This window comes from Streptomyces sp. NPDC054834 (genome assembly GCF_053611185.1).
On record NZ_JBSGZV010000029.1, the window covers coordinates 66,070 to 88,870 of the forward strand.

21 protein-coding genes are annotated in these 22,801 nt (G+C 72.0%); 16 read left to right on the forward strand and 5 right to left on the reverse strand.

The window, feature by feature from the left end; all coding sequences use genetic code 11:
* Nucleotides 1–5 precede the first annotated feature (5 nt).
* From ACWGJM_RS31745 to ACWGJM_RS31760, 4 genes are all read left to right on the forward strand, one after another.
* Nucleotides 6–1,349, forward strand: a complete 1,344-nt coding sequence (locus ACWGJM_RS31745) for an NYN domain-containing protein (RefSeq protein WP_453415179.1) — start codon at nt 6–8, stop codon at nt 1,347–1,349.
* Nucleotides 1,350–1,562: 213 nt separating this feature from the next.
* Entirely contained in the window at nt 1,563–2,597 is a 1,035-nt protein-coding gene (locus ACWGJM_RS31750; RefSeq protein ID WP_453415180.1) for an NlpC/P60 family protein, read from the forward strand.
* A 200-nt stretch (nt 2,598–2,797) separates the two neighbouring features.
* Nucleotides 2,798–3,811, forward strand: a complete 1,014-nt coding sequence (locus ACWGJM_RS31755) for an NlpC/P60 family protein (protein ID WP_453415181.1) — start codon at nt 2,798–2,800, stop codon at nt 3,809–3,811.
* 30 nt (nt 3,812–3,841) lie between these two features.
* Entirely contained in the window at nt 3,842–5,071 is a 1,230-nt protein-coding gene (locus ACWGJM_RS31760) for a hypothetical protein (RefSeq protein ID WP_453415182.1), read from the forward strand.
* Here ACWGJM_RS31760 and ACWGJM_RS31765 read toward each other — a convergent pair.
* A complete protein-coding gene (locus ACWGJM_RS31765) occupies nt 5,059–5,589 on the reverse strand; it encodes a PadR family transcriptional regulator (RefSeq protein WP_453415183.1) in 531 nt (176 codons plus the stop codon). The genes ACWGJM_RS31760 and ACWGJM_RS31765 overlap by 13 nt on opposite strands.
* A 109-nt stretch (nt 5,590–5,698) precedes the next feature.
* Here ACWGJM_RS31765 and ACWGJM_RS31770 point away from each other — a divergent pair, with 109 nt between their 5' ends.
* Nucleotides 5,699–7,057 (forward strand): MATE family efflux transporter, encoded by a 1,359-nt coding sequence (locus ACWGJM_RS31770; protein WP_453415184.1) that lies wholly within the window; start codon nt 5,699–5,701, stop codon nt 7,055–7,057.
* Here ACWGJM_RS31770 and ACWGJM_RS31775 read toward each other — a convergent pair.
* Complete coding sequence (locus ACWGJM_RS31775; RefSeq protein ID WP_453415185.1) at nt 6,987–8,222, reverse strand: glycosyltransferase 87 family protein; 1,236 nt, start codon at nt 8,220–8,222, stop codon at nt 6,987–6,989. The two genes, ACWGJM_RS31770 and ACWGJM_RS31775, sit on opposite strands and share 71 nt — an antisense overlap.
* 272 nt (nt 8,223–8,494) lie before the next feature.
* Here ACWGJM_RS31775 and ACWGJM_RS31780 point away from each other — a divergent pair, with 272 nt between their 5' ends.
* Nucleotides 8,495–9,637, forward strand: coding sequence for a glycosyltransferase family 4 protein (locus ACWGJM_RS31780; protein ID WP_453415186.1), 1,143 nt, complete (start codon nt 8,495–8,497; stop codon nt 9,635–9,637).
* Between the two features lie 32 nt (nt 9,638–9,669).
* Nucleotides 9,670–11,307 (forward strand): GMC oxidoreductase, encoded by a 1,638-nt coding sequence (locus ACWGJM_RS31785; RefSeq protein ID WP_453415187.1) that lies wholly within the window; start codon nt 9,670–9,672, stop codon nt 11,305–11,307.
* Nucleotides 11,308–11,333: 26 nt separating this feature from the next.
* Here the strand turns inward: ACWGJM_RS31785 and ACWGJM_RS31790 are convergent, their stop codons facing one another.
* Nucleotides 11,334–13,130: an AMP-dependent synthetase/ligase gene (locus ACWGJM_RS31790; protein ID WP_453415188.1), complete on the reverse strand. Its 1,797-nt coding sequence runs from the start codon at nt 13,128–13,130 to the stop codon at nt 11,334–11,336.
* 298 nt (nt 13,131–13,428) lie between these two features.
* On the opposite strand from ACWGJM_RS31790, the gene ACWGJM_RS31795 reads away from it, so the two are divergent.
* The 6 genes from ACWGJM_RS31795 to ACWGJM_RS31820 all read left to right on the forward strand — a co-directional run bounded on the left by ACWGJM_RS31795 (nt 13,429) and on the right by ACWGJM_RS31820 (nt 18,531).
* Nucleotides 13,429–14,226: a metallophosphoesterase family protein gene (locus ACWGJM_RS31795; RefSeq protein ID WP_453415189.1), complete on the forward strand. Its 798-nt coding sequence runs from the start codon at nt 13,429–13,431 to the stop codon at nt 14,224–14,226.
* 142 nt (nt 14,227–14,368) lie between these two features.
* The gene (locus ACWGJM_RS31800) at nt 14,369–14,812 is read left to right on the forward strand and encodes an SRPBCC family protein (protein WP_453415190.1); all 444 of its coding nucleotides are present in this window, start codon (nt 14,369–14,371) and stop codon (nt 14,810–14,812) included.
* A gap of 43 nt (nt 14,813–14,855) precedes the next feature.
* Nucleotides 14,856–16,025 (forward strand): ArsA family ATPase, encoded by a 1,170-nt coding sequence (locus ACWGJM_RS31805; RefSeq protein WP_453415191.1) that lies wholly within the window; start codon nt 14,856–14,858, stop codon nt 16,023–16,025.
* 67 nt (nt 16,026–16,092) lie between these two features.
* Nucleotides 16,093–16,602, forward strand: coding sequence for a DUF5304 domain-containing protein (locus ACWGJM_RS31810; protein ID WP_453415192.1), 510 nt, complete (start codon nt 16,093–16,095; stop codon nt 16,600–16,602).
* A 120-nt stretch (nt 16,603–16,722) separates the two neighbouring features.
* Entirely contained in the window at nt 16,723–17,676 is a 954-nt protein-coding gene (locus ACWGJM_RS31815) for an ROK family glucokinase (RefSeq protein ID WP_453415193.1), read from the forward strand.
* A 72-nt stretch (nt 17,677–17,748) separates the two neighbouring features.
* Nucleotides 17,749–18,531 carry an endonuclease/exonuclease/phosphatase family protein gene (locus tag ACWGJM_RS31820; protein WP_453415194.1) on the forward strand — a complete coding sequence of 261 codons (783 nt, stop codon included), beginning with the start codon at nt 17,749–17,751 and terminating at the stop codon, nt 18,529–18,531.
* An 8-nt stretch (nt 18,532–18,539) separates the two neighbouring features.
* On the opposite strand, the gene ACWGJM_RS31825 is transcribed toward ACWGJM_RS31820, so the two are convergent.
* A complete protein-coding gene (locus tag ACWGJM_RS31825) occupies nt 18,540–19,130 on the reverse strand; it encodes a hypothetical protein (RefSeq protein ID WP_453415195.1) in 591 nt (196 codons plus the stop codon).
* Nucleotides 19,123–19,902, reverse strand: a complete 780-nt coding sequence (locus tag ACWGJM_RS31830; protein WP_453415196.1) for an alpha/beta hydrolase — start codon at nt 19,900–19,902, stop codon at nt 19,123–19,125. The genes ACWGJM_RS31825 and ACWGJM_RS31830 overlap by 8 nt, the downstream gene beginning before the upstream one ends.
* Nucleotides 19,903–20,050: 148 nt before the next feature.
* Between ACWGJM_RS31830 and ACWGJM_RS31835 the strand changes: the two genes are divergently transcribed.
* The 3 genes from ACWGJM_RS31835 to ACWGJM_RS31845 are packed head-to-tail and all read left to right on the forward strand — an operon-like array spanning nt 20,051 to nt 22,733.
* On the forward strand, nt 20,051–20,791 hold the full coding sequence (locus tag ACWGJM_RS31835; protein WP_453415197.1) for a lysophospholipid acyltransferase family protein: 741 nt from the start codon (nt 20,051–20,053) through the stop codon (nt 20,789–20,791).
* A 32-nt stretch (nt 20,792–20,823) separates the two neighbouring features.
* Nucleotides 20,824–22,059 (forward strand): MacS family sensor histidine kinase, encoded by a 1,236-nt coding sequence (gene macS, locus ACWGJM_RS31840; protein ID WP_453415198.1) that lies wholly within the window; start codon nt 20,824–20,826, stop codon nt 22,057–22,059.
* Nucleotides 22,056–22,733: a response regulator gene (locus tag ACWGJM_RS31845; RefSeq protein WP_453415199.1), complete on the forward strand. Its 678-nt coding sequence runs from the start codon at nt 22,056–22,058 to the stop codon at nt 22,731–22,733. Before macS ends, ACWGJM_RS31845 begins: the two co-directional genes overlap by 4 nt.
* The last annotated feature ends 68 nt before the right edge of the window (nt 22,734–22,801 follow it).

Here is a 22,801-nt window from a genome sequence, read left to right on the forward strand (position 1 = left end):
GACGGATGGTGGAGACCACAGGCGGGGGGCCGGGCGACGGCACCGCCGAGGTGCTTGACCGTCCGCTGCCCGACGGCGTGCGACGGCGGGTCGTGCAGATCGTCTCGGACGGTTTCGGTGGGCTGACGGTGGCCGAACTGCCCGCACAGCTCAGGCAGTATGCCCGTTTCGCCCCCAATCGGCGTGCCAAGTTCGCGGGCAACGCGATGGCGGCGGCCCTGGAGACCGAGCCGCTGTTCCGCCAGCGCATCGGCGAGAAGCTCAGAGAGGCCCAGCCGGAACTCGCCGGCGCCCTCGACTCAGGCTCCCCGCCCCCGGCCGCGGACCCGCTCGATGTGGCGGCCGCGGCCTATGTACTTCGCCCCACCGGCTGGGTGAAGCTGGTGACCGCGGCCGGCGAGGAGGCCCTGCGGGCGGACGCCGAACGCGCCGACGAGGAGAGCCGCGCCGAACTGGAGCGGCTGCGCGAGGAGCTCGACCGGGCCCGTGAGCAGACCCGGGCCGAGACCGAGCGGCTGCGCGTCGAGCTGGACGCGGCCAAGAAGGAAGCCGAATCGCTTCACCGTAAGCTCCGCGCCGCCCTCAGCGACGTCAAGCGCGGCGAGGCGGCGCTGCGCAAGACGCAGCGCGAGATCGAGGCCGTGCGCGCCGAGGGGCACGCCCAGGTGTCCGCCGCGGAGAGCGAGACCCGGCGGCTCAAGGCCCGTCTGGGCGAGGCCGAGGCCGCGCTGGAGGCCACGCGCAGAGCAGCGCGCGAGGGGCGCAGTGTCGAGGACATGCGCGTCCGCTTGCTCCTTGACACCCTTCTGGACGCGACCCAGGGGCTGCGCCGGGAGCTGGCCCTGCCGCCCGTGTCGGTGCGGCCGGCGGAGACGGTGGACGCCGTCGAACCGGGACGAATGACCCCGAAGGACATCGCGGCGCGTGCGTTGTCCGAGAACGACCCGGCCATCCTCGACCAGCTTCTCGCCCTGCCCCAGGCGCACTTGGTGGTCGACGGCTACAACGTCACCAAGACCGGCTATCCGCAGATGCCGCTGGAGAAGCAGCGCCTGCGGCTGCTCGGCCAGCTCTCCCAGCTCGCCGCCCAGACCGGCGCCGAGGTCACCTGTGTCTTCGACGGGGCCGAACTGGCCGCGCCGGTGCTGCTCGCGCCGCCGCGCGGGGTGCGCGTGCTGTTCTCCAAGCCCGGTGTCACGGCCGACGAGCTCATCCGCCAGCTGGTGCGCGCGGAGCCTCCCGGCCGCCCGGTCATCGTCGCCTCGACCGACCGCGAGGTGGCCGACGGAGTCGCCAAGGCGGGCGCGCGTCCGGTGGCTTCTGCGGTGCTTCTCAAGCGCCTGTCCTGAAAACGGCAACGTAGAGGTTTAATGCCCGAATTGACGGAAGCGTCACGCAACGTAGCGTCAACCGGGTCTCACTCCATGTGGGTTGAGTGCAAAGAATGCATTGCGTGACGAGGTTTTTTAGTGTGAGGATTTGATCTGATCACAAGAGGGTCACTAGGGTCTGGCCTCGAACCTCCGAGCGGGTGATCACTCACGAGAAGGAGTTCGCCTGTCGTGGCGTCCCACCGTCGACCCAAGCAGCCCAGTCGCACGCGTGTCACCGTGCTGACCACCGCGGCAGCCGCCGCCGTCGCGCTCAGCGCGAACGCCGCCAACGCCGCGCCCAGCGAGAAGCTGAGCAAGAGCGAGGTCAAGGCGAAGGTCGACAAGCTCTACGAGGAAGCGGAGCAGGCCACCGAGAAGTACAACGGGGCCAAGGAGAAGCAGGAGAAGCTCCAGAAGGAGATCTCCACCATCCAGGACAACGTCGCCCGCGGCCAGGAGGACCTGAACAAGCTGCGCGACGGCCTGGGTTCGATGGCCACCGCCCAGTACCGCTCCGGCGGCATCGACCCCTCGCTCCAGCTGCTCCTGTCCTCCAATCCGGACGACTACCTCGACAAGGCCTCCACGCTCGACCAGTTGAGCAGCCAGCAGGTCGAGGCCCTGAAGAAGATCCAGGACAAACAGCGCGAACTCGCCCAGGAGCGCGCCGAGGCCACCGAGAAGCTCAAGGACCTCGCCTCCACCCGCACCGAGCTGGGCAAGAAGAAGAAGGAAACCCAGGACAAGCTCGCCGAGGCGCAGAAGCTGCTCAACACCCTGACCGCCAAGGAGAAGGCGGCGCTCGCCGCCGAGCAGGAGCGCGCCAGCCGCTCCTCCACCGAGCGCGTCGACCTGGGCGACACCCCCAGCGGCTCCGGCCTTGCCGCCGCCGCGTTCTCCGCCGCCCAGAGCAGGATCGGCTCGCCCTACGTCTGGGGCGCCACCGGCCCGTCCTCCTTCGACTGCTCGGGCCTGACCTCCTGGGCCTACGCCCAGGCCGGTGCCTCCATCCCGCGTACCTCCGAGGCGCAGGCCAATGCCGGCACCCGGATCTACAACCAGGCGGACCTCAAGGTCGGCGACCTGGTCATCTTCTTCGGCGACTTCCACCACGTCGGCCTGTACGCGGGCAACGGCCAGGTGCTGCACGCCCCGCACACCGGTGCCGTGGTGCGCTACGAGGCGATGAGCAACATGACGTTCGAGTTCGGCGTCCGCATCTGACCCTGCGGGTGCCGTCCGAACGGGCGATTCGCGACAACCGAAAACTGACTCCACGCCCCGCCGGTGACCTGCGTCAGCGGCGGGGTTTCGCGTCGGGGGGCCGTGGCGGGCGGTAGCGGGCTTTGGACGGTGCGTGTTCGCGCGGCTACTGTCTGGTGAGCTTTGCCAGACATCCGTCAGCGTAAGGAGTGCGGCATCCCGTGGGGTCCCATCGCCGCCTTGCACCGTCCGGGTTCGACCGGGGTTCCGGCACCGCCCTCAGTGTGCTGTCCGTAGCGACCGCCGCGCTCGGCGCCGTCTCCGTGAGCGCCGCGCCGCACGCCGACCCCGGAGCCGAGGTGGACCGGCTCTACCAGGAGGCCGAGAAGGCGACCGAGGCCTACGACAAGGCCGATGAGCGCGCCGACACGCTGCGCAAGGAGGTCGGCGAGGCCCAGGACCGGATCGCCTGGCAGCAGCAGCGCGTCAACGCCATGCGGGAGATGCTCGGTTCACTGGCCGGGGCCCAGTACCGCTCCGGCGGCATCGACCCGGCCGTCGCCCTGCTCTTCTCCGACGACCCCGACGACTACCTCGACAAGGCCACCACACTCGACCGGATCGGCGCCCGCCAGGCCGGCCGGCTGAAGGAACTCCAGTCCGCGATGCGCGAACTCGCCCAGGAACGCACCGAGACCGCCCAGAAGCTTGCCGAGCTGGAGAAGAGCCGCAAGGCGGTCGCCTCCCACAAACGGACCGTGGAGAAGAAGCTCGCCAAGGCCCGGCAGCTCCTCAACTCGCTGCCGGCCGACCAGCGCACCGCCTTCGAGCGGGCCTCCCGCTCCGGCCGCACCCGCATGCCCGACCTCTACGGCACCACCGCCCCGAACGCCCGCGCCGCAGCGGCCTTCGCAGCCGCCCGCTCCGCCCTCGGCCGTCCCTACGTCTGGGGCGCCAACGGCCCCTCCGGCTTCGACTGTTCGGGCCTGATGCAGTGGTCGTACGCGCAGGCGGGCGTCCATCTGCCGCGCACCTCGCAGGAGCAGCGGTACGCCGGCCGGCATATCCCGCTCTCCCAGGCCCAGCCCGGTGACCTCGTCGTCTACCGGTCCGACGCCGGCCATGTCGCCATGTACGCGGGCAACGGCCAGGTGATCCACGCGCCCTATCCCGGCGCTCCCGTCCGCTACGACCCGGTCGGGATGATGCCGATCTCCTCGGTCACCCGGCCGTGACTTTTCCGCGCCGGGCCGTACGATCGAAAAATGGCTGGTCGCAGACGGGCGTGGCGTACCTCGGTGGTGGGACTCTGTCTGCTGCTGTCCTCCCTGACCGGGTGCGGCGGGCCGTCCGGCACCGACTCGGCGAAGGCCGAGGTGCAGCGGGTGCTCGACCGCCGGGCGGCGGCCCTGCTGCACCACGACGAAGCGGCGTACGACAAGACCGGCAGCCCCGCGCAGTACGAGCGGCTGCGCGCGGTGCCGCTGGCGTCCTGGACCTACCGGCTGACCGGCCTGCACCGCGGCGGCGCCACCGTCACCGCCGACGCCGAACTGCGCTACCGGGTGCAGGGCTATGACAAGGCACCCGTCACCGCCGACCGCACCCTCACGCTCGGGCGCACCGCCGACGGGCACTGGTACGTCGCCGCCGACCGGCCCGCCAAGAAGGGCGGGCAGCAACTGTGGGACCAGGGCACCGTGGCGGCCGCGCGGGGCGAGCACGGCCTGGTGCTCGGGGTGGGGCAGTCCGGTGACGAGTTGCGCGGTTTCGCCCGGCTCGCCGACCGCGCCGTCCCGGCGGTGTCGCAGGCGTGGGGCACGGACTGGTCCCGGCGGGTCGTGGTGCTCGTACCGGACTCCCTGAAGGGCATGGCGGGGCTGCTCGGCTCGCCCGCCTCCTCCTACCGGGGCATCGCCGCGGTCACCACCGGCGAGGTGAGCGAAGCGAATGGGGGGTCCCCCCGGCCGGAGGCCGGGGGAGGATCGGAGCGGGCCCCCGCCGACCGGGTCATCGTCAACCCGGAGGCGTACGCCGTCCTCGGCGACGTCGGCAAGCAGGTCGTGCTCACCCACGAGACCACCCACGTGGCCACCCGCGCCCACACCGACGCCGCCACCCCGCTGTGGCTCTCCGAGGGCTACGCCGACTGGATCGGCTACCTCGGCACGGGCCGTACGGCGGCCGAGGCCGCGCCGGAACTGGCGCGGGCGGTCCAGGACGGCCATGTCCCGGCACACCTGCCGGCCGACAAGGACTTCGGCTTCAGCACGGACGCCGTCGACCTCGCCCGGGCCTACGAGGGCGGCTGGCTGGCCTGCCGGATGATCGCCGACCGCTGGGGCGAGGTCCGGCTCGGCGAGTTCTACCGGGCCGTCGGCGCGCACGGGAAGCGGGCGGGAGCGGTCGAGGACGCGCTGAAGAAGGTGCTCGGGACGACCCCGCAGACGTTCACCGCGCAGTGGCAGGACTACCTGCGCGCTCAACTCGGCTGAGCCAGCAGGCCGATGGCCTCGCGCAGCCACTCGCGCTCGGCCCGGCCGGTGGCCCGGGCGACCCGCAGCATGCCCTGCCGGAACAGGTCGCCGGCCTCCTCCGCCCGGACCGGCTCGCCGTCCCGGTAGAAGAAGCTCGCCGGGGTCTGGAGGAAGTCGAGGCGCCGGCCCAGCACGGCGGCCTGCTCGGCCCGGTCCGGGAGGTGCCGCAGGAAGGCGAGCACCGTGTTGAAGCGGACCTGGTCCGTGATGTCCGCCTGCTTGGGGTGCCGCAGCCGTTCCAGCAGGTCCGCGCGGCCCGCCTCGGTGAGGGACAGCATCCGGCGCGGGGCGGCGCTCGTGCCCTCCGCCGCGCGCTCGTCGAGCCTGCCCGCGGCGACCAGGCGGTTGATCGCCGGGTAGAGGGCGCCGTCGCTGACCGGGCGGACGTGTCCGGTCAGTGCCTTGATGCGCTCCTTCAGCTCGTATCCGTGCAGCGGTTCCTCGGCCAGGAAGCCCAGGATCGACAGCTCCAGCACGCTGTTCGCCTCCTTGCGGACGTAGTTCGCCCCATGGTACCTCTTTTCGAGCTACCTCGATTAGAGGTATCCGGGGTATCCCTGTAGTGCGCGTATCGAGGGGGAACACATGGACGCACGCGCCCACCGCAAGCAGCTCGTCTCACTCGCCCGCCCCGTCTACTTCTCGCTCCTCGCCTCCGTCACCGCCGGGATCGTCAACACCGTCTGGGTCTCCCGGCTCGGCGGCGCCGCCGTGGCCGCCGTCGCCGTCGCGACCAACACCGAGAACGTGCTGCTGGGCATCGCCCTGGTCTTCGCCTCCGGCACGACCGTGCTGGTCGCGCACGCCCGAGGGGCCCGGGACCCGGCCGCCGTACGGGCCGCGGTACGCGGCGGCCGGGCGCTGTGGGCGATGGTCACGCCCCTGGTCGCCGTCGGCGGATTCCTGCTGCGCGAACCCCTCGCCCGGCTGGTGCTCGGCGGCGACGGGGGCGCCGCGCCGCGGCTCGCCACCGCCTACTTCGCGATCTCCCTGCCGGGCATGGCCGTCTTCTTCGCCCAGCAACTCGTCGACGGCATCCTCAAGGGCACCGGCGACACCAGGACCCCGATGCGGCTCGCCCTGCTGGCCAACGGGCTGATCCTGGTGTGCGACCCGGTCCTCGTCCCTCTGTACGGCGTCCGGGGCGCCGCCGCCTCCACCGTGCTGTGCCGGTGCGTGGCCCTCGCGGCGGGGCTGGCCGCCCTGCGCCGAGACGCCCTGCTGCGGACGGCGGCGCGGGTGCGCCCCGACGAGCCCCTGGCCGCGGCCGTGCGCCGGACGCTGACCACCGGGCTGCCGATGTCCGCCGACTTCACCGTCCGGCAGGGCGGCGCGCTGCTGCTGGTGGCCATCGTGGCGCGGCTCGGGGTGACGGCCGTGGCCGCCTACGCGATCGCCTACAAGGTGATGTACGTCGCCACCATGGCCTTCTACTCCGTACGCCAGGCCGCCTCCATCCACACCGCGCACACCCGGGGCGCCGGGGAGGACGCGCGCCGGGACATCGGCCGGCAGGCCGTGCTGCTGTCCGGGGCGCTGGGGCTCACGGCGGCCCTCCTGCTGGCCGTCACCGCGCCCTGGATCATGGCCGCCTTCGGCGCCGGACCCGGTGTCGCCCACCAGGGCGTGCTGTTCCTGCGCTGTGTCGGCCCCTACCTGCTGTTGATGGCCGGGTTCATCGCGCTCGGCGGGGTCTTCGAGGGCGGCGGGGGAGCGCCCGCCCTGCTGCGCGTGACCCTGCTGGGTACGGCCGTCCAACTGCCTGTCGCGTACGGCCTGTCGGGGCTCGGCCTGCCGGGGGTGTGCCTGGCGCTGGCGCTCGCGATGGCCGTGCAGTGCGCGGTCGTCGCGGTGCTGTTCGCGCGGGCCGGGGTCAGGAGGACACCGGGGTCTCCGCCGACGGCGTGCTCTGGCTCGGCAGTGCGGGCAGGGGGACCGGCGTGACGGTGGAGCGCCACAGGCGGCGGGCCGCGCTGACCGAGGCGGCGACCAGCAGACCGTTGCGCAGGAACAGCAGGCCGGTGCCGTACCAGTCGCTGGCGACGACGTGCGCGAAGCCGGCCGGGAACTCCAGGACCGTGACGAAGGTCGCCGCCAGCACCAGCAGTACGGGCAGGCCCATCCGGCCGGCCCGGAAGCACAGGCAGACCGCGGCCAGACCGACCAGCCACACCATGTACTGCGGGCTTATCACCCGGCTCGTCACGGTGAACATCAGCACCGCGGTGAACGCGGCGTCCGCGAGCGTGTGGGTCCGGAACCGGTCCGCGTTCATCCGCCACAGCAGCAGCCAGCCGAAGCAGACCCCGGTGAGCGTCAGCGCGACGGTGCTCACCGTGCCGACGTACGGGCCGAGGAACTCCACCGAGCCGTAGTTCAGCAGCACCTCGCCCTGCCAGCCGAAGTGCCGCGCCACATGGAAGACCAGGGCGCCCAGCGACTCCACCTCGGTGCCCCGGTCCCGCTGGAAGGTGACGAAGGCGAAGGCACCGGGCATGGCGACCGAGAACAGCGCGGCCAGGCCCGACGCGGCCACCGCCGCCGCGCCCCACGCCCGGCGTCGTACGGCGCCCACCAGCAGCAGCGCCGGCCACACCTTGAGCATCGCCCCGAAGCCCGCCAGCGCGCCCATCACCCGCGGGTGCCGGGCACCGGCGAGCAGCGCGGCCACCGCGACCGCGGTCACCATCACGTCGTAGCGGGCGTACACCGTCGGGCCGAGCAGCGGGACGCCCACCACCCACACCCAGGCGCCGCGCAGCGACCTGCCGGGGCGGCGGCCGGTGTACAGCAGCAGGCCCAGCACGGCCAGGTCGGCGAGGAAGGCCAGCACGAAGAACGCGTGGGTGTAGTCGAGGAAGGGCAGGGCGGCGGGGGAGAGGATGGCCAGCGCGGCGGCGGGCGGGTACTGCCAGGTCACGTCGTCCAGCGGGAAGGCGCCGGTGCTCAGCACCTCGTACCAGCCCCGGTAGATCACGGACACGTCGGTCGTGACGTCCGCGCCCGGGAAGACGAGCACCCGGAAGGCGTAGAGCAGCACCATCAGCCTGGTCGCGGCCCAGGTCACCGACAGGCCTGCCAGGGACCACCCGGCGCCCTTGGTCTCCACACCATCCCCTGCCGTTCGATTTCCGTTTGAGGGGAACATGATGTCCTGCCCGCCTGTGAGCCTGCCACAGACCCGGCCGCCCCCGGCCGCCCCCGGCCGGGCGTGGTCAGGACCTGTCCGGCGGATCATGCCCCGGACGCGGGGCCCGGCACGCTCGGACGACCTCGCGCGAGGGTACCCCCACGGCCCCGCTCACCAGCGGCGATGAGGCGCCGCCCGTTTCCTGCGACCTGATCCGCCGGACAGGCCCTGGTTCGGTAGGGTCGGCGGCGATGCACAAGACCCTGATCGTCACCAACGACTTCCCGCCCCGGCCGGGCGGCATCCAGGCGTTCCTGCACAACATGGCACTGCGCCTGGACCCGGACCGGCTGGTCGTCTACGCCTCCACCTGGAAGCGGAGCCGGGAGGGCATCGAGGCCACGGCCGCGTTCGACGCCGAGCAGCCCTTCACCGTCGTACGTGACCGCACGACCATGCTGCTGCCGACCCCGCAGGCCACCCGCCGGGCGGTCGGGCTGCTCAGGGAGCACGGGTGCGACTCGGTGTGGTTCGGGGCGGCGGCGCCGCTCGGGCTGATGGCGCCGGCCCTCAGGAAGGCGGGCGCCCGGCGGATCGTGGCCACCACCCACGGCCACGAGGCCGGGTGGGCCCAGCTGCCCGCCGCGCGGCAGCTGCTGCGCCGGATCGGGGAGTCGACGGACACGATCACCTACCTCGGCGAGTACACGCGCTCGCGGATCGCCACCGCGCTGACCCCCGAGGCGGCCGGGCGGATGGTGCAGCTGCCGCCCGGGGTCGACGAGAAGACCTTCCACCCGGAGTCGGGCGGCGCCGAGGTGCGGGCGCGGCTCGGGCTGACCGAGCGGCCGGTCGTGGTGTGCGTGTCCCGGCTGGTGCCGCGCAAGGGGCAGGACACGCTGATCCGGGCCATGCCGCGGATCCTGGCTGCCGAGCCGGACGCCGTGCTGCTGATCGTCGGCGGCGGGCCCTACGAGAAGGACCTCCGCCGCCTCGCCCACGAGACCGGGGTGGCGGACTCCGTGCGCTTCACCGGCCCCGTGCCCTGGTCCGAGCTGCCCGCGCACTTCGGCGCCGGTGACGTCTTCGCCATGCCCTGCCGGACCCGGCGGGGCGGCCTGGACGTCGAGGGGCTCGGCATCGTCTACCTGGAGGCCTCCGCCACCGGGCTGCCCGTCGTCGCCGGCGACTCGGGCGGCGCGCCCGACGCGGTGCTCGACGGCGAGACCGGCTGGGTCGTCCGCGGTGGGGCCCCGGCCGAGGCCGCCGAACGCATCGTCGCCCTCCTCGGCGACGCCGAACTGCGGCGCCGGATGGGCGAGCGGGGACGGCGGTGGGTGGAGGAGAAGTGGCGCTGGGACCTTTTGGCCGAGAAGTTGAAAACTCTGCTCTAGCCGGAGGGAGATAATCCGCCGATGCTGCGCGCATGACAGTCAAACTGATGCAGCGTCAGCTGACGAGACGTCACATCCTTGGTATGGCCGCCCTCCAGACGGCGGCCACCCTGGGCTTCACCCGCGTCGGCCTGAAGTCGGCCCACGCGGTGGAGCCCGCCGCGGTCGAGTCCGCCCCCGCCATCGTGATCGGCTCCGGCTACGGCGGCGCCGTCGCCGCCCTCCGCCTCGGCCAGGCCGGCATCCGTACCGTCGTCCTCGAAATGGGCCGGCTGTGGAACACCACCGGTTCCGACGGCAAGGTGTTCTGCTCCACCAGCGCCCCGGACGAGCGGTCCATGTGGTTCCGCACCCGCACCGAGGCGCCGCTGGCCACGTTCCTGTGGCTGGACCTCGTCAACAGGGACATCACCCCCTACCCCGGGGCCCTCGACCGGGTGCACTACGACGCCATGTCCGTCTTCGTCGGCCGGGGCGTCGGCGGCGGTTCCCTGGTCAACGGCGGGATGGCGGTCACCCCGCTCCAGTCGTACTTCACCGAGCAGTTCCCGACCGTGGACGCGAGCGAGATGTACGGCACCTGGTTCCCGCGCGCCCGCGCCATGCTCGGCGTCAACAGCATCGACCCCGCGTGGTTCGAGTCGACCGAGTGGTACAAGTTCGCCCGTACCTCCCGGAAGGCCGCCGACGCCACCGGCCTGAAGACCACCTTCGTACCCAACGTCTACGACTTCGGCTACATGCAGCGCGAGGCGGCCGGCACCGCCACCAGGTCCGCGCTCGCCGGGGAGGTCATCTACGGCAACAACTACGGCAAGCGCAGCCTCGACAAGACGTACCTGGCCGCCGCGCTCGGCACCGGCAACGTCACCATCCACAGCCTGGAGAAGGTGAAGACCATCGGCCGGGCGAGCGACGGCAGTTACGTCCTGACCGCCGACCGCATCGACAACACCGGCGCGGTCGTCGAGACCAGGAGTTACGGCTGCACGTACCTCTTCCTCGGCGGCGGCAGCCTCGGCACCACCGAACTCCTCGTCCGCGCCCGGGACACCGGCACCCTGCCCGACCTCGACGCCAGCGTCGGCGCCGGCTGGGGCACCAACGGCAACACCATGCTCGGCCGCGCCAACCACATCTGGGACACCGTCGGCGCCAACCAGGCCACCATGCCCGTGATGGGCATCGACGACTGGGCCAACGCCGACAACCCGGTCTTCGCCGAGATCGCCCCGCTGCCCATGGGCTTCGAGCACTGGGTCAGCCTGTATCTCGCGATCACCAAGAACCCCCAGCGGGCGAGATTCACGTACGACGCCTCGTCGGGGGCGGTGAAACTGGGCTGGACGGCGGCCCAGAGCGCGGTGTCGGTCGCCATGGCCAAGAAGCTGTTCGACCGCATCAACTCGGCCAACGCCACCATCTACCGGTACGACCTGTTCGGCTCGAGCAGCAAGGTCTTCGCCGACGACTTCACCTACCACCCGCTGGGCGGCTGCGTCCTCGGCAAGGCCACCGACGACTACGGCCGGGTCAAGGGCTGTTCGAAGCTGTACATCACCGACGGCTCGCTCGTGCCCGGCTCGATCGGCGTCAACCCGTTCGTGACGATCACCGCGCTCGCCGAACGCACGATGGCGCGGGTCCTCGCCGAGGACACCGCGCCATGAGCCGTCGCGCCGCAGACAGGGGGTGACTACTTCGCGTAGATCGCCTCGATCTCGGCCGCGTAGTCCTTCGCCACCACGCCCCGCTTGAGCTTCAGGGACGGCGTGAGATGGCCCGTCTCCTCCGTGAACTGGGAGGACAGAATGCGGAACTTCCGCACCGATTCCGCCTTCGACACCGCGGCGTTGCCGTCGTCGACCGCGTCCTGGATCGCCGCCAGCAGATCCGGGTCCTCGCGCAGCGACGCCGCGGTGGAGCCCGCCGGCTTGCCGTGCTCGGCGCACCAACGGCCCAGGAACTCCTCGTCGATGGTGACCAGCGCGCCCACGAACGGCCGCCCGTCGCCCACCACCATGCACTCCGCGACCAGCGCGTGCGCCCGGATGCGGTCCTCTATCACCGCCGGGGCGACGTTCTTGCCGCCCGCGGTGACGATGATCTCCTTCTTGCGGCCGGTGATCCTCAGGTAGCCGTCCTCGTCGAGGGTGCCGATGTCACCGGTGTGGAACCAGCCGTCGGCCAGCGCCTCGGCGGTCGCGGCCTCGTTGTTCCAGTAGCCCTTGAACAGGTGCTCGCCGTGCAGCAGCACCTCGCCGTCGTCGGCGATGCGGACCACGGAGCCCGGCAGCGGCTGCCCGACCGTGCCGATCTTCTGCCGGTCCCAGGGGTTGAAGGCGGTGGCCGCGCAGGACTCGGTCAGGCCGTAGCCCTCCAGGACCGTGAAGCCGATGCCGCGGAAGAAGTGGCCGAGCCGCTCGCCCAGCGGGGCGCCGCCGGAGATGGCGTACTCGCCGCGCCCGCCGAGCACCGCGCGCAGCTTGCTGTAGACCAGCTTGTCGAAGACCTTGTGCTTGATCTTCAGACCGACGGACGGGCCGGACGGCGTACCCAGGGCCTTGCTGTACTCGATGGCCGTGTCGGCCGCCTTGTCGAAGATCGCGCCCTTGCCGTCCGCCTGCGCCTTGGCCCGCGCGGTGTTGTACACCTTCTCGAAGACGCGCGGGACGCCCAGGATCAGGGTCGGCCGGTACGCGGCCAGTTCGTCGGTGAGGTTCTTGATGTCCGGGACGTTGCCGAGCTTGATCGGCGCCATCATCGGGGCGATCTGCACCAGGCGTCCGAAGACGTGCGCGAGCGGCAGGAACAGCAGGACGGAACACTCGCCGGTGCGGAACAGCGGGCGCAGCCGCTCCACGATGTTCCCGCACTCGGCGAAGAAGCTGCGGTGGGTGAGGACACAGCCCTTGGGGCGGCCCGTCGTGCCCGAGGTGTAGACGATCGTCGCCGGGTCGTCGGCCTTCGCCAGCGAGCTGCGCTCCTCGACGGTCGCGTCGGCGACGTCCTGCCCCAGCCGGCCCAGCTCCTCCACGCCCCCGGCGTCGATCTGCCAGACGTGCTTGAGCTCGGGCAGCGACTCGCGGACCGACTCCACGGCGGCGGCGTGGCCCGCCTGCTCCACGATGCAGGCGGTGGCGCCCGAGTCGGAGAGAATCCACTGCACCTGCTCCGGCGAGCTGGTCTCGTACACCGGCACGGTGATCGCGCCGGCGCTCCAGATCGCGAAGTCCAGCAGCGTCCACTCGTAGCGGGTCCGGGACATCAGGCCCACCCGGTCGCCCGGCTGGACGCCGGAGGCGATCAGGCCCTTGGCGGCGGCCTGCACCTCGGCCAGGAAGGCCGTGGCCGTCACGTCCTGCCACGCACTGCCCACCTTGCGGGCGATGACGGCGACGTCGGGATGCTGCGCGGCGTTTCTGCGGACGATGTCGGTCAGGTTTCCGTCCGCAGGGACCTCGTACAAAGCCGGAAGGCTGAACTCGCGCAAGACTGCTGCTCCTCATAGGGCGCCGGCGCCACGACGTTGTGTGATGCGACGGTGTGGTCCAAGGCTCGGGCAAGTGCTCGGGGATTCAGCTGTTGAAATCCTGAGCACGACTGGACTGCCCGGACGTTACCCGCCGGTATGGCTTCTTCGACAGGGGGTCCCGACGAGATGTTCGCTGCGTCACACGGGTTGGTGTTTCCTTGGCGCACAGTAGTCCACCCATTTAATGACTAGCCAGTAACCGCAGGCCCGGACGCCACTGTTCACAAGTGCACCGCGCGACCTACGCTTGATCGCCATGGCACCCACATCGGCCGGCAGGCCCAGGACCCGCGTCCACGTGGTCAGTGATGTGCACGGCAACGCCCATGACCTGGCCGAAGCCGGAGAGGGAGCCGACGCGCTGATCTGCCTCGGCGACCTTGTCCTCTTCCTCGACTACGCCGACCACTCGCGCGGCATCTTCCCCGACCTGTTCGGCGAGGAGAACGCCGACCGCCTCGTCGAGCTGCGCACCGCCCGCCGCTTCGAGGAGGCCCGGGAGTTCGGGGCCCGGCTGTGGGCGGGCATCGGCGCCGACCGGGCCACCGCCATCGAGAAGGCGGTGCGCAAGCAGTACGCCGAGATGTTCGCCGCGTTCCCGGCGCCGACGTACGCGACGTACGGCAATGTCGACATGCCGTCATTGTGGCGGGAGTACGCCGGGCCCGGCACGACCGTCCTGGACGGCGAGCGGGTGGAGATCGGCGGCCGGGTCTTCGGCTTCGTCGGCGGCGGTCTGCGCACCCCGATGCGGACGCCGTACGAGATCAGCGACGAGGAGTACGCGGCGAAGATCGAGGCCGTCGGCGAGGTCGACGTGCTGTGCACGCACATCCCGCCGGAGGTCCCGGAGCTGGTCTACGACACGGTCGCCCGCCGCTTCGAACGGGGCAGCCGCGCCCTGCTGGACGCGATCCGCCGCACCAGGCCGCGCTACTCCCTCTTCGGCCACGTCCACCAGCCGCTGGTCGGGCGGATGCGGATCGGGGCGACCGAGTGCGTGAACGTGGGGCACTTCGCCGGCACCGGGAAGCCCTGGGTTCTGGAATGGTGAGGGACCGGGGGGTACTGGGTGAAGTCGCCTGGTGGCGGGCGCGGTAGCCTTCCGCTGCACACCCGTGCGCAGGACGCCCCCGCACGGCGACCACGCACGACGATCACCCGATAACCGGCCCGCATCTGGAGGAGCCACGGCGATGGCGGAACACACCAGCTCGAGCATCACGATCGAGGCGGCACCGGCCGACGTCATGGGGGTGATCGCCGACTTCGCCCGCTACCCGGACTGGACCGGCGAGGTGAAGGAGGCGGAGGTGCTCAAGAGCGACGACCAGGGCCGCGCCGAGCAGGTCCGCCTCGTCATGGACGCGGGCGCCATCAAGGACGACCAGACCCTCGCCTACACCTGGGCCGGCGAGAACGAGGTCTCCTGGACCCTGGTGAAGTCCCAGATGCTGCGCTCCCTCGACGGCTCGTACATCCTGAAGCCCGCCGGCGCGGGGACGACCGAGGTCACCTACCGGCTGACCGTGGACGTCAAGATCCCCATGCTCGGCATGATCAAGCGCAAGGCCGAGAAGGTCATCATCGACCGGGCGCTGGCGGGGCTGAAGAAGCGCGTGGAGTCGGGCGAGCAGTAGCGCTGCCCGGAGCGTGTGCCGGGCACCGGTAGCGTTCGGCATCATGCGTACCATCCTGATCACGGGCCCGGGCGGCTGCGGGCGTACGACCGTCGCCGCGGCCACCGCGCTGCGAGCGGCGGGCGACGGCGTCGACACCCTCGTGCTGAGCGCCGACCGCACGGACACCCTCGGCGCGGCGCTGGGCACGGTGACGGGACCGGTCCCGGTCCGGGCCGCCGAGCGCCTCACCGCCTGGCGGCCGGACGCCACCGAGCGCTTCCGGGACGACCTCACCGCTTTCCAGAGCCGTGCCGCGAACGTCCTCGACCTGCTCGGCGCCGCCCGTCTGGACGCCGAGGAGGTCACCCCGCTCCCCGGCGCCGAGGAACTGTCCTTCCTGCGGGCCCTGCGGGACGCGGCCCTCTCCGAACGGTACGAACTGCTCGTCGTCGATCTGCCACCCGCCTCCCGGGCCCTCGCCCTGCTCTCCCTGCCGGAGGAACTGCGCCGGTACCTGCGCCGCCTCCTCCCGCCCGAGCGGCAGGCGGCCCGCGCCCTGCGCCCCGTCCTCGGACGGCTCGCCGGGGTCCCCATGCCCGCGGACTGGCTGTACGAGACGGCCGGCCGCTGGGACGTCGAACTCGCCGCCGTGGAAAGCGTCCTCGCCGACCGCGACACCGCCGTCCACCTGGTCGCCGAACCGGGCCCGGCCTCCGCCGACGCCGTACACGGCGCACGCCTCGGCCTCGCCCTGCGCGGTCTGCGCACCGAGGCGCTGATCGCCAACCGCGTCCTGCCCGAGCCCGCCCACGACCCCTGGATCGCCGGCCTCACCGCCCAGCAGGGCAAGACCCTCGCCGACTGGCGCGAGTCCTACGACGTCCACGCCGTCGCCCACCTCGGCCATGACCCGCGCGGTGCCGAGGACCTCGCCGAGCTCGCCGTGCCCGGTGTCAACCCGGCGGCCGCCCCGGTCGAGTGGCCGGTCACCGACCGGATCACCGAGGACGGCGTGCTGGTCTGGCACATCCCGCTGCCCGGCGCCGTACGGGACGAACTCGACCTCATCCGGCGCGGGGACGAACTCGTGATCACGGCCGGCCCGTTCCGCCGGATCGTCCCACTGCCCTCCGCCCTGCGCCGCTGCACCGTCGCGGGGGCCGCCCTGCGCGAGGGCGAGCTGCGCATCAGGTTCGCGCCGGACCCGGGCCTGTGGCCGCGCGGGACCTGACGGACGATGAACCGGCGAGCCCCGTTCGGGTAACGTCGTAAGGGCGAACCGTAGTCAGGAGACCGTCATGAGCGAAGAGCGCCCCTCGCCCGACGCCCCCGAACCGGAGGCGGTCGACCAGGTGCGGGCGACCGACGCCGACGCCTGGGCCACGGCCTGCGCCGAGGACCTCGCGGCGGAGAAGGCCCGTCGCCGCGCCGAACACGGCCCGCCCCCGGGCTCGGCCGCGGAGGAACTGCGCAGGCTCGTCGACGCGGTCGCCGACAAGCTGTCCGGCATCCAGTCCCCACTGCTCGGCGCGGTCGCCGGACCCGCCGCACAGCAGGTGGTCCGGCAGGTCGTACAGCAGGCCAAGGCGGCCGTCGAGCCCGTCATAGAGCGCAACCCCGACGTCTTCGACCACCTGGCGGCGGCCGGAACCGAACTGATGGCCGCCTACCGCTCGGCCGTCCAGGCCCAGGAACAGCGCTGGACGTCCCGTCCGGGCGGCCTCCAGGACGCCCCTAGGCCCGACTGGGACGATCGCGGCGACCGGGGTGAGGGCACCGGTCCCGGGGAGCGCATCGACTTGGACTGACGCCCCATGGGTCCCTGCGGTCACTCTGCCGCCCTGCCCGGCGGGTGGACGACGGGAAACCCGCGGCAGGGCCTCGGGTACCGTTGGCGGTAGCGGGGCTCGACCGAAACTGAGGGATTCATGGGACTCACCATCGGCGTCGACATCGGCGGCACGAAGATCGCGGCCGGCGTGGTCGACGAGGAAGGCAACATCCTCTCGACCTTCAAGGTGCCGACCCCCGGTACACCCGAGGGCATCGTGGACGCCATCGCCTCGGCCGTCGAGGGCGCCCGCGCCGGGCACGAGATCGTCGGCGTGGGCATCGGCGCCGCCGGCTACGTCAACCGCCAGCGCTCCACGGTCTACTTCGCGCCCAACATCGACTGGCGCCAGGAACCGCTGAAGGAGAAGGTCGAGGCCCGCGTGGGCCTCCCGGTCGTCGTCGAGAACGACGCCAACGCCGCCGCGTGGGGCGAGTACAAGTTCGGCGCCGGCAAGGGCCACCGCAACGTCATCTGCATCACGCTCGGCACCGGCCTCGGCGGCGGCATCATCATCGGCAACAAGCTGCGCCGCGGCCACTTCGGCGTGGCCGCCGAGTTCGGCCACATCCGGATGGTCCCCGACGGCCTGCTGTGCGGCTGCGGCTCGCAGGGCTGCTGGGAGCAGTACGCCTCCGGACGCGCCCTCGTCAGATACGCCAAGCAGCGCGCCAACGCCACCCCCGAGCTCGCCGAGATCCTGCTCGCCCTTGGCGACGGCGCCCCCGACGGCATCGAGGGCAAGCACATCTCCATGGCCGCCCGCCAGGGCGACCCGGTCGCCGTCGACTCCTACCGCGAGCTGGCCCGCTGGGCCGGCGCCGGCCTCGCCGACCTCGCCTCCCTCTTCGACCCCTCCGCCTTCATCGTCGGCGGCGGCCTCTCCGAGGAGGGCGAGCTGGTCCTCGACCCGATCCGCAAGTCCTACAAGCGCTGGCTGGTCGGCGGCAACTGGCGCCCGGTCGCCGACGTGATCGCCGCACAGCTCGGCAACAAGGCGGGCCTCGTCGGCGCGGCGGACCTGGCCCGCGAGCCCGACCCGATCATGTAAGAGACCTCTGCTGTACAGGGGCGCGGGGGCACGGGCCTCGCGCCCCCCGCTCCTGGGCGTACATTGATCGGCATGGAGCCGCTGCCGAACTCCCTCACCGAGCCCGACGGATCAGCCGTCGTCCGCGTCCTCAGCTACAACATCCGCTCCATGCGCGACGACACCGACGCCCTCGCCCGCGTCATCACCGCCTGCGCCCCCGACCTCGTCCTCATCCAGGAAGCCCCCCGCTTCTTCCGCTGGCGCAAGAAGCTGGCCCGCCTGGCGGCCGCCTCCGGCCAGGTCGTCCTCACGGGCGGCGCGACAGCCGCGGGACCGGCGGTCCTCTGCAATCTGCGGGCCACCGTGGAGCGGACCGAAGACGTACTCCTCCCACTCACCCCCGGACTCCACAGGCGCGGCTTCGCCACGGCAGTGGTGCGGTTCGGCGGCGCCCGCCTCGGCGTCCTCAGCTGTCACCTCAGCCTCCAGAAGGAGGAGCGGTACGAGCAGGGCGGCATGCTCCTCGACCGCCTGGCCGGCCTGGGCGTGGAGCACGCGGTCGCGGGCGGCGACCTCAACGAGCGCCCCGACGGCCCGACCTTCCGGCGGCTCGCCGACACGCTCCACGACTGCCGGGCCACCGCCCCCTGGGGCGGCGAGCACACCTGGACCCGCGACGAACCCCACCGCCGCATCGACGCGATCTTCGCCACGAAGGGCATCGAGGTACTGGGCTGCGGGGTACCTCCCGCACTCTCGGCTCCGCTCGAGCGGGGGGACCCCCATGGCCACCCCGGGGTCACGGAAACAGACCTGAGGGCAGCCACGGACCACCTTCCGGTCCTGGCCGCTCTCAGAATCCCGACGGCATAAAGCGCCGCTCAGACGACCGCGCCCCGGCCCGGGTCGTCGCCGTCCTCGTCGTCCGTACGCATCCGCATCACCAGCGCGGTGAAGCCGCCGAGGAAGCCGCCGATACCGGCGGTCGCCAGCCACCAGGTCATGTCCCAGCCGAGCAGCACGGCCAGCAGGAGCAGGACCGGTCCGCCGACCACGCCCAGCCAGGCGAACTTGGCGGTCGTGTCGGCGGCGGGCAGCGGCGGCGGCTCGGGCGGCACGAAGTGGCCCTCGTCGTCCTCGTCGAAGTCGTCCTCGGACGCCTCGGGCGCCGAGTAGTCGCGCGGGCCCACGCCGGGCGCGAAGGATACGGAGCTGCCCAGCGGCCCGGCGGGCGGCCGCTGCTGCTCCTCGCCGTCGTCCGTGTTCCTCTTGAGTTTCGTCTCGAGGTCCTTCTCGAGGTCCTTCTCGGGCAGCGCGAGATCCTCCACCGGCCTGAACGGCCTGGCGCCCGGCGGGTCCGGCGGTTCGTCGCCGTATCCGGCGACGATCGCCGCCCAGGCGGCCTCCTCGTCGAAGGGCACGCCCTTCTCGTCCGGCTCGCGGTCCTCGCGGTCGGAGTCGTGCTCAGCCAACTGCGGCCGTCCCTTCCTTGCCGACACTGGGTGCGAGCCGGCCGATGAAGGCGAGGCTCTCCTCGAAGATCCGGTCCGCATCGTGGTCCAACGTCGCCACGTGGTAACTCTGTTCCAGCACGACCTCCGTTACGTCCGTCGACGACACCCGGCTCAGGATCCGGGCCGAATCGGCCGCCGGCACCACGTGGTCCTGCGCACTGCGCAGGAGCAGCAGCGGCTGGGTGACCTGCGGCAGCTCGCCGTCCAGCAGCCGGAAGAAGTTCCGCAGGGAGTGGGCGGCGTGCAGCGGCACCCGGTCGTACCCGAGCTCCGCCGCGCCCTCCTTCGCGATGTCGCTCGCGATGCCCTTCGTCGTACGGACGAGATGCCGGGCCGCCGGAAGCGCGTACGCGGACAGGCCGTGCACCTTGTTGGCCGGATTGACGACTACGACGCCCCGTACTGCGTCCCCGTGCTTGGCGGCGAGCCGCAGCGCGAGCGCCCCGCCCATCGACAGGCCCGCCACGAACACCCGCTCGCACCGCTCGCGCAGCAGACGCAGTTCGCGGTCGACCTCCGCGTACCAGTCCTGCCAGCCGGTGACCTGCATGTCCTCCCAGCTCGTGCCGTGCCCGGGCAGCAGCGGCAGCGAGACGGTCAGGCCGTGCGCCGCGTGCTGCTCCGCCCACGGACGCAGCGACTGGGGCGAGCCGGTGAACCCGTGGCAGAGCAGGACACCCACCGGACCGCCCTCGTGGCGGTACGGCTCGGCTCCAGGGAGAACCGGCACGTCGGTCTCCTGTTCATCAGAAGGGGGTGAACGACTCGAGGTGTTGCTTCACCGTACGCGACCGCACTGACACCGACCAGGGCCGTCGGCGCCTTTGGCGGCGGAGCGGGTTAAGGTCTGATCGACGGAAACAGGAGGCACTCGGTTGTTGTACGGCACGATGAAGGTCGCCATCGGGGGACCGCTGAAGGTCGCCTTCAGACCCTGGGTGGAAGGCCTGGAGAACGTTCCGGCCGAGGGTGCCGCCATTCTGGCGAGCAACCACCTGTCGTTCTCGGACTCGTTCTTCCTGCCCGCGGTCCTCGACCGCAAGGTCACCTTCATCGCGAAGGCGGAGTACTTCACCACGCCGGGTGTGAAGGGCCGGCTCACCGCGGCCTTCTTCAAGGGCGTCGGCCAGCTCCCGGTGGACCGCTCCGGCGCGCGGGGCGCGGGCGAAGCGGCGATCAAGAGCGGGATAGAGGTCCTGGAGCGGGGTGAGCTGTTCGGCATCTACCCCGAGGGCACCCGCTCGCCCGACGGCCGCCTGTACCGGGGCAAGCCCGGCGGCCTCGCCCGCGTGGCCCTCGCCACCGGCGCGCCGGTCATCCCCGTCGCGATGATCGACACGGAGAAGATCCAGCCGCCCGGGAAGGTCGTCCCGAAGCTGATGCGGCCCGGCATCCGCATCGGCAAGCCCCTCGACTTCAGCCGCTACCAGGGCATGGAGCACGACCGCTTCGTGCTGCGGGCGGTGACCGACGAGGTCATGTACGAGATCATGAAGCTCTCCGGCCAGGAGTACGTCGACATGTACGCCACCGCCGCCAAGCGTCAGATCGCGGAGGCCGCGAAGGCGTCCAAGGAGGCGGACAAGGCCGAGAAGGCGGAGAAGAAGGCCGAGTCCTAGGCCCGGCAGCCGGGGCAGGGGGGTGGGGGGACGTGCCGAGGCGCGAGAAGGTCATGCGGATGTCGGTCGAGCTGCCGCTGTGGCGTGCGCTCACCGGCTACCGGGTGCTGACGATGCTGTACGCGATCGGACTCTGCGCCACCGCGTACGACCAGTTCGTCCGCCCCTGGATCGCGATCGCCTACTACGTCGTCCTGGTCGGGTGGACCCTGGCCACCCTGCCCCGGGTGGCGAACGCGGCGAGCTGCACCAAGCGCTTCCTCGCCGCCGACCTGACGATCGCGCTCACCGGCATCCTGCTCACCCCGCTCGCCGACGCCCATCATCGGATCGTCGAGGGCGGGCCGACGCTGCCGTCGATATGGACCGCCGGATCGGTGCTGGCCTTCGCGATCAAGGGCGGCTGGCGTTGGGCGGCCCTGGCCTCCACGCTGGTCGCCGTCGCCAACCTGATCGAGCGCGGCCGGCCGGCCCGCGACACCGTGCACAACGTGATCCTCGTGTGGGTCGCCTCCATCGCCATCGGCTACGTCGTCGAGGTGGCCCGCGCCTCCGAGCGCACCCTCGCCCGCGCCCTGGAGATCGAGGCCGCCACCCGGGAGCGGGAGCGGCTGGCCCGGGACATCCACGACAGCGTGCTCCAGGTGCTGGCCATGGTGCAGCGGCGCGGCGCGGTCATCGGCGGCGAGGCGGCCGAGCTGGGCCGCATGGCGGGGGAGCAGGAGGTGGCGCTGCGCACGCTGGTCTCCGGCGGCCTGGTGCCCGTCCCGCGCGCCTCCGAGGACCCGGCCGAGGGGGCGGTCGTACGGGCGGTGGACGAGCCGGACGACACCGCCGGCCCGGTCGATCTGCGCTCGCTGCTGGCCCCGTTCGCCGGCGCCCGGGTCAGCCTCGCCGAACCCGGCGCCCCGGTGCCGCTGCCGGCCGGCGCGGCACGGGAGCTGGCCGCGGCCGTCGGCGCCGCCCTGGACAACGTCCGGCGGCACGCGGGCGAGGACGCGCGGGCCTGGATCCTGGTCGAGGACGAGCCGGACGAGGTCGTGGTGACCGTACGGGACGACGGTCCCGGCATTCCGGAGGGGCGGCTCGCCCAGGCCGAGGGCGAGGGGCGGCTCGGGGTGGCCCTGTCCATCCGGGGGCGGCTGCGCGACCTCGGCGGCAGCGCCGAGCTGCTGTCGACTCCGGGGCAGGGCACGGAAGTCGAGCTGAAGGTACCGAAGGACCACACGGACCGGCGGGTCTCCCGGGGGAAGGCGGACAAGCGATGACAGGGCAGCAGGATCCGATCAAGGTCATGGTGGTCGACGACCACCCGATGTGGCGCGACGCGGTCGCCCGGGACCTGGCCGAGTCCGGCTTCGAGGTGGTCGCCACCGCCGGGGACGGCGAACAGGCGGTGCGCCGCGCCAAGGCCGTCGCCCCCGACGTCCTCGTCCTGGACCTCAACCTGCCCGCCAAGCCGGGTGTCCAGGTATGCAAGGAACTGGTGGCCGCCAACCCGGCGCTGCGCGTCCTGGTGCTGTCGGCGAGCGGTGAGCACGCCGACGTCCTGGAGGCGGTGAAGTCCGGCGCCACCGGCTATCTGCTGAAGTCGGCGTCCACGGAGGAACTGCTGGACGCGGTGCGCCGTACGGCGGTCGGCGACCCGGTCTTCACGCCCGGCCTCGCCGGTCTCGTCCTCGGCGAGTACCGCCGGCTCGCCTCCGAGCCCGCCCCCGCCCCGGACACCGACGAACCGAAGGCGCCCCGGCTCACCGACCGCGAGACCGAGGTGCTGCGGCTGGTCGCCAAGGGCCTGAGCTACAAGCAGATCGCCGAACGCCTGGTCATCTCGCACCGCACGGTGCAGAACCACGTCCAGAACACCTTGGGCAAGCTCCAGTTGCACAACCGGGTCGAGCTCGTGCGGTACGCCATAGAGCGCGGGCTTGACGACGAGTAAAGCGAACGCCCGACAGTTCACCGGAATTGCCCTTCCCGCCTCTCGCTGTGTGACGTGCATCACGACTA

Excerpts from the sequence above, each read along its gene's own strand:
- ACWGJM_RS31745 (WP_453415179.1), top strand. The coding sequence starts at position 6 with ATGGTGGAGACCACAGGCGGGGGGCCGGGCGACGGCACCGCCGAGGTG.
- ACWGJM_RS31760 (WP_453415182.1), top strand. The coding sequence starts at position 3,842 with ATGGCTGGTCGCAGACGGGCGTGGCGTACCTCGGTGGTGGGACTCTGT.
- ACWGJM_RS31770 (WP_453415184.1), top strand. The coding sequence starts at position 5,699 with ATGGACGCACGCGCCCACCGCAAGCAGCTCGTCTCACTCGCCCGCCCC.
- ACWGJM_RS31780 (WP_453415186.1), top strand. The coding sequence starts at position 8,495 with ATGCACAAGACCCTGATCGTCACCAACGACTTCCCGCCCCGGCCGGGC.
- ACWGJM_RS31785 (WP_453415187.1), top strand. The coding sequence starts at position 9,670 with ATGACAGTCAAACTGATGCAGCGTCAGCTGACGAGACGTCACATCCTT.
- ACWGJM_RS31795 (WP_453415189.1), top strand. The coding sequence starts at position 13,429 with ATGGCACCCACATCGGCCGGCAGGCCCAGGACCCGCGTCCACGTGGTC.
- ACWGJM_RS31800 (WP_453415190.1), top strand. The coding sequence starts at position 14,369 with ATGGCGGAACACACCAGCTCGAGCATCACGATCGAGGCGGCACCGGCC.
- ACWGJM_RS31805 (WP_453415191.1), top strand. The coding sequence starts at position 14,856 with ATGCGTACCATCCTGATCACGGGCCCGGGCGGCTGCGGGCGTACGACC.
- ACWGJM_RS31810 (WP_453415192.1), top strand. The coding sequence starts at position 16,093 with ATGAGCGAAGAGCGCCCCTCGCCCGACGCCCCCGAACCGGAGGCGGTC.
- ACWGJM_RS31815 (WP_453415193.1), top strand. The coding sequence starts at position 16,723 with ATGGGACTCACCATCGGCGTCGACATCGGCGGCACGAAGATCGCGGCC.
- ACWGJM_RS31820 (WP_453415194.1), top strand. The coding sequence starts at position 17,749 with ATGGAGCCGCTGCCGAACTCCCTCACCGAGCCCGACGGATCAGCCGTC.
- ACWGJM_RS31845 (WP_453415199.1), top strand. The coding sequence starts at position 22,056 with ATGACAGGGCAGCAGGATCCGATCAAGGTCATGGTGGTCGACGACCAC.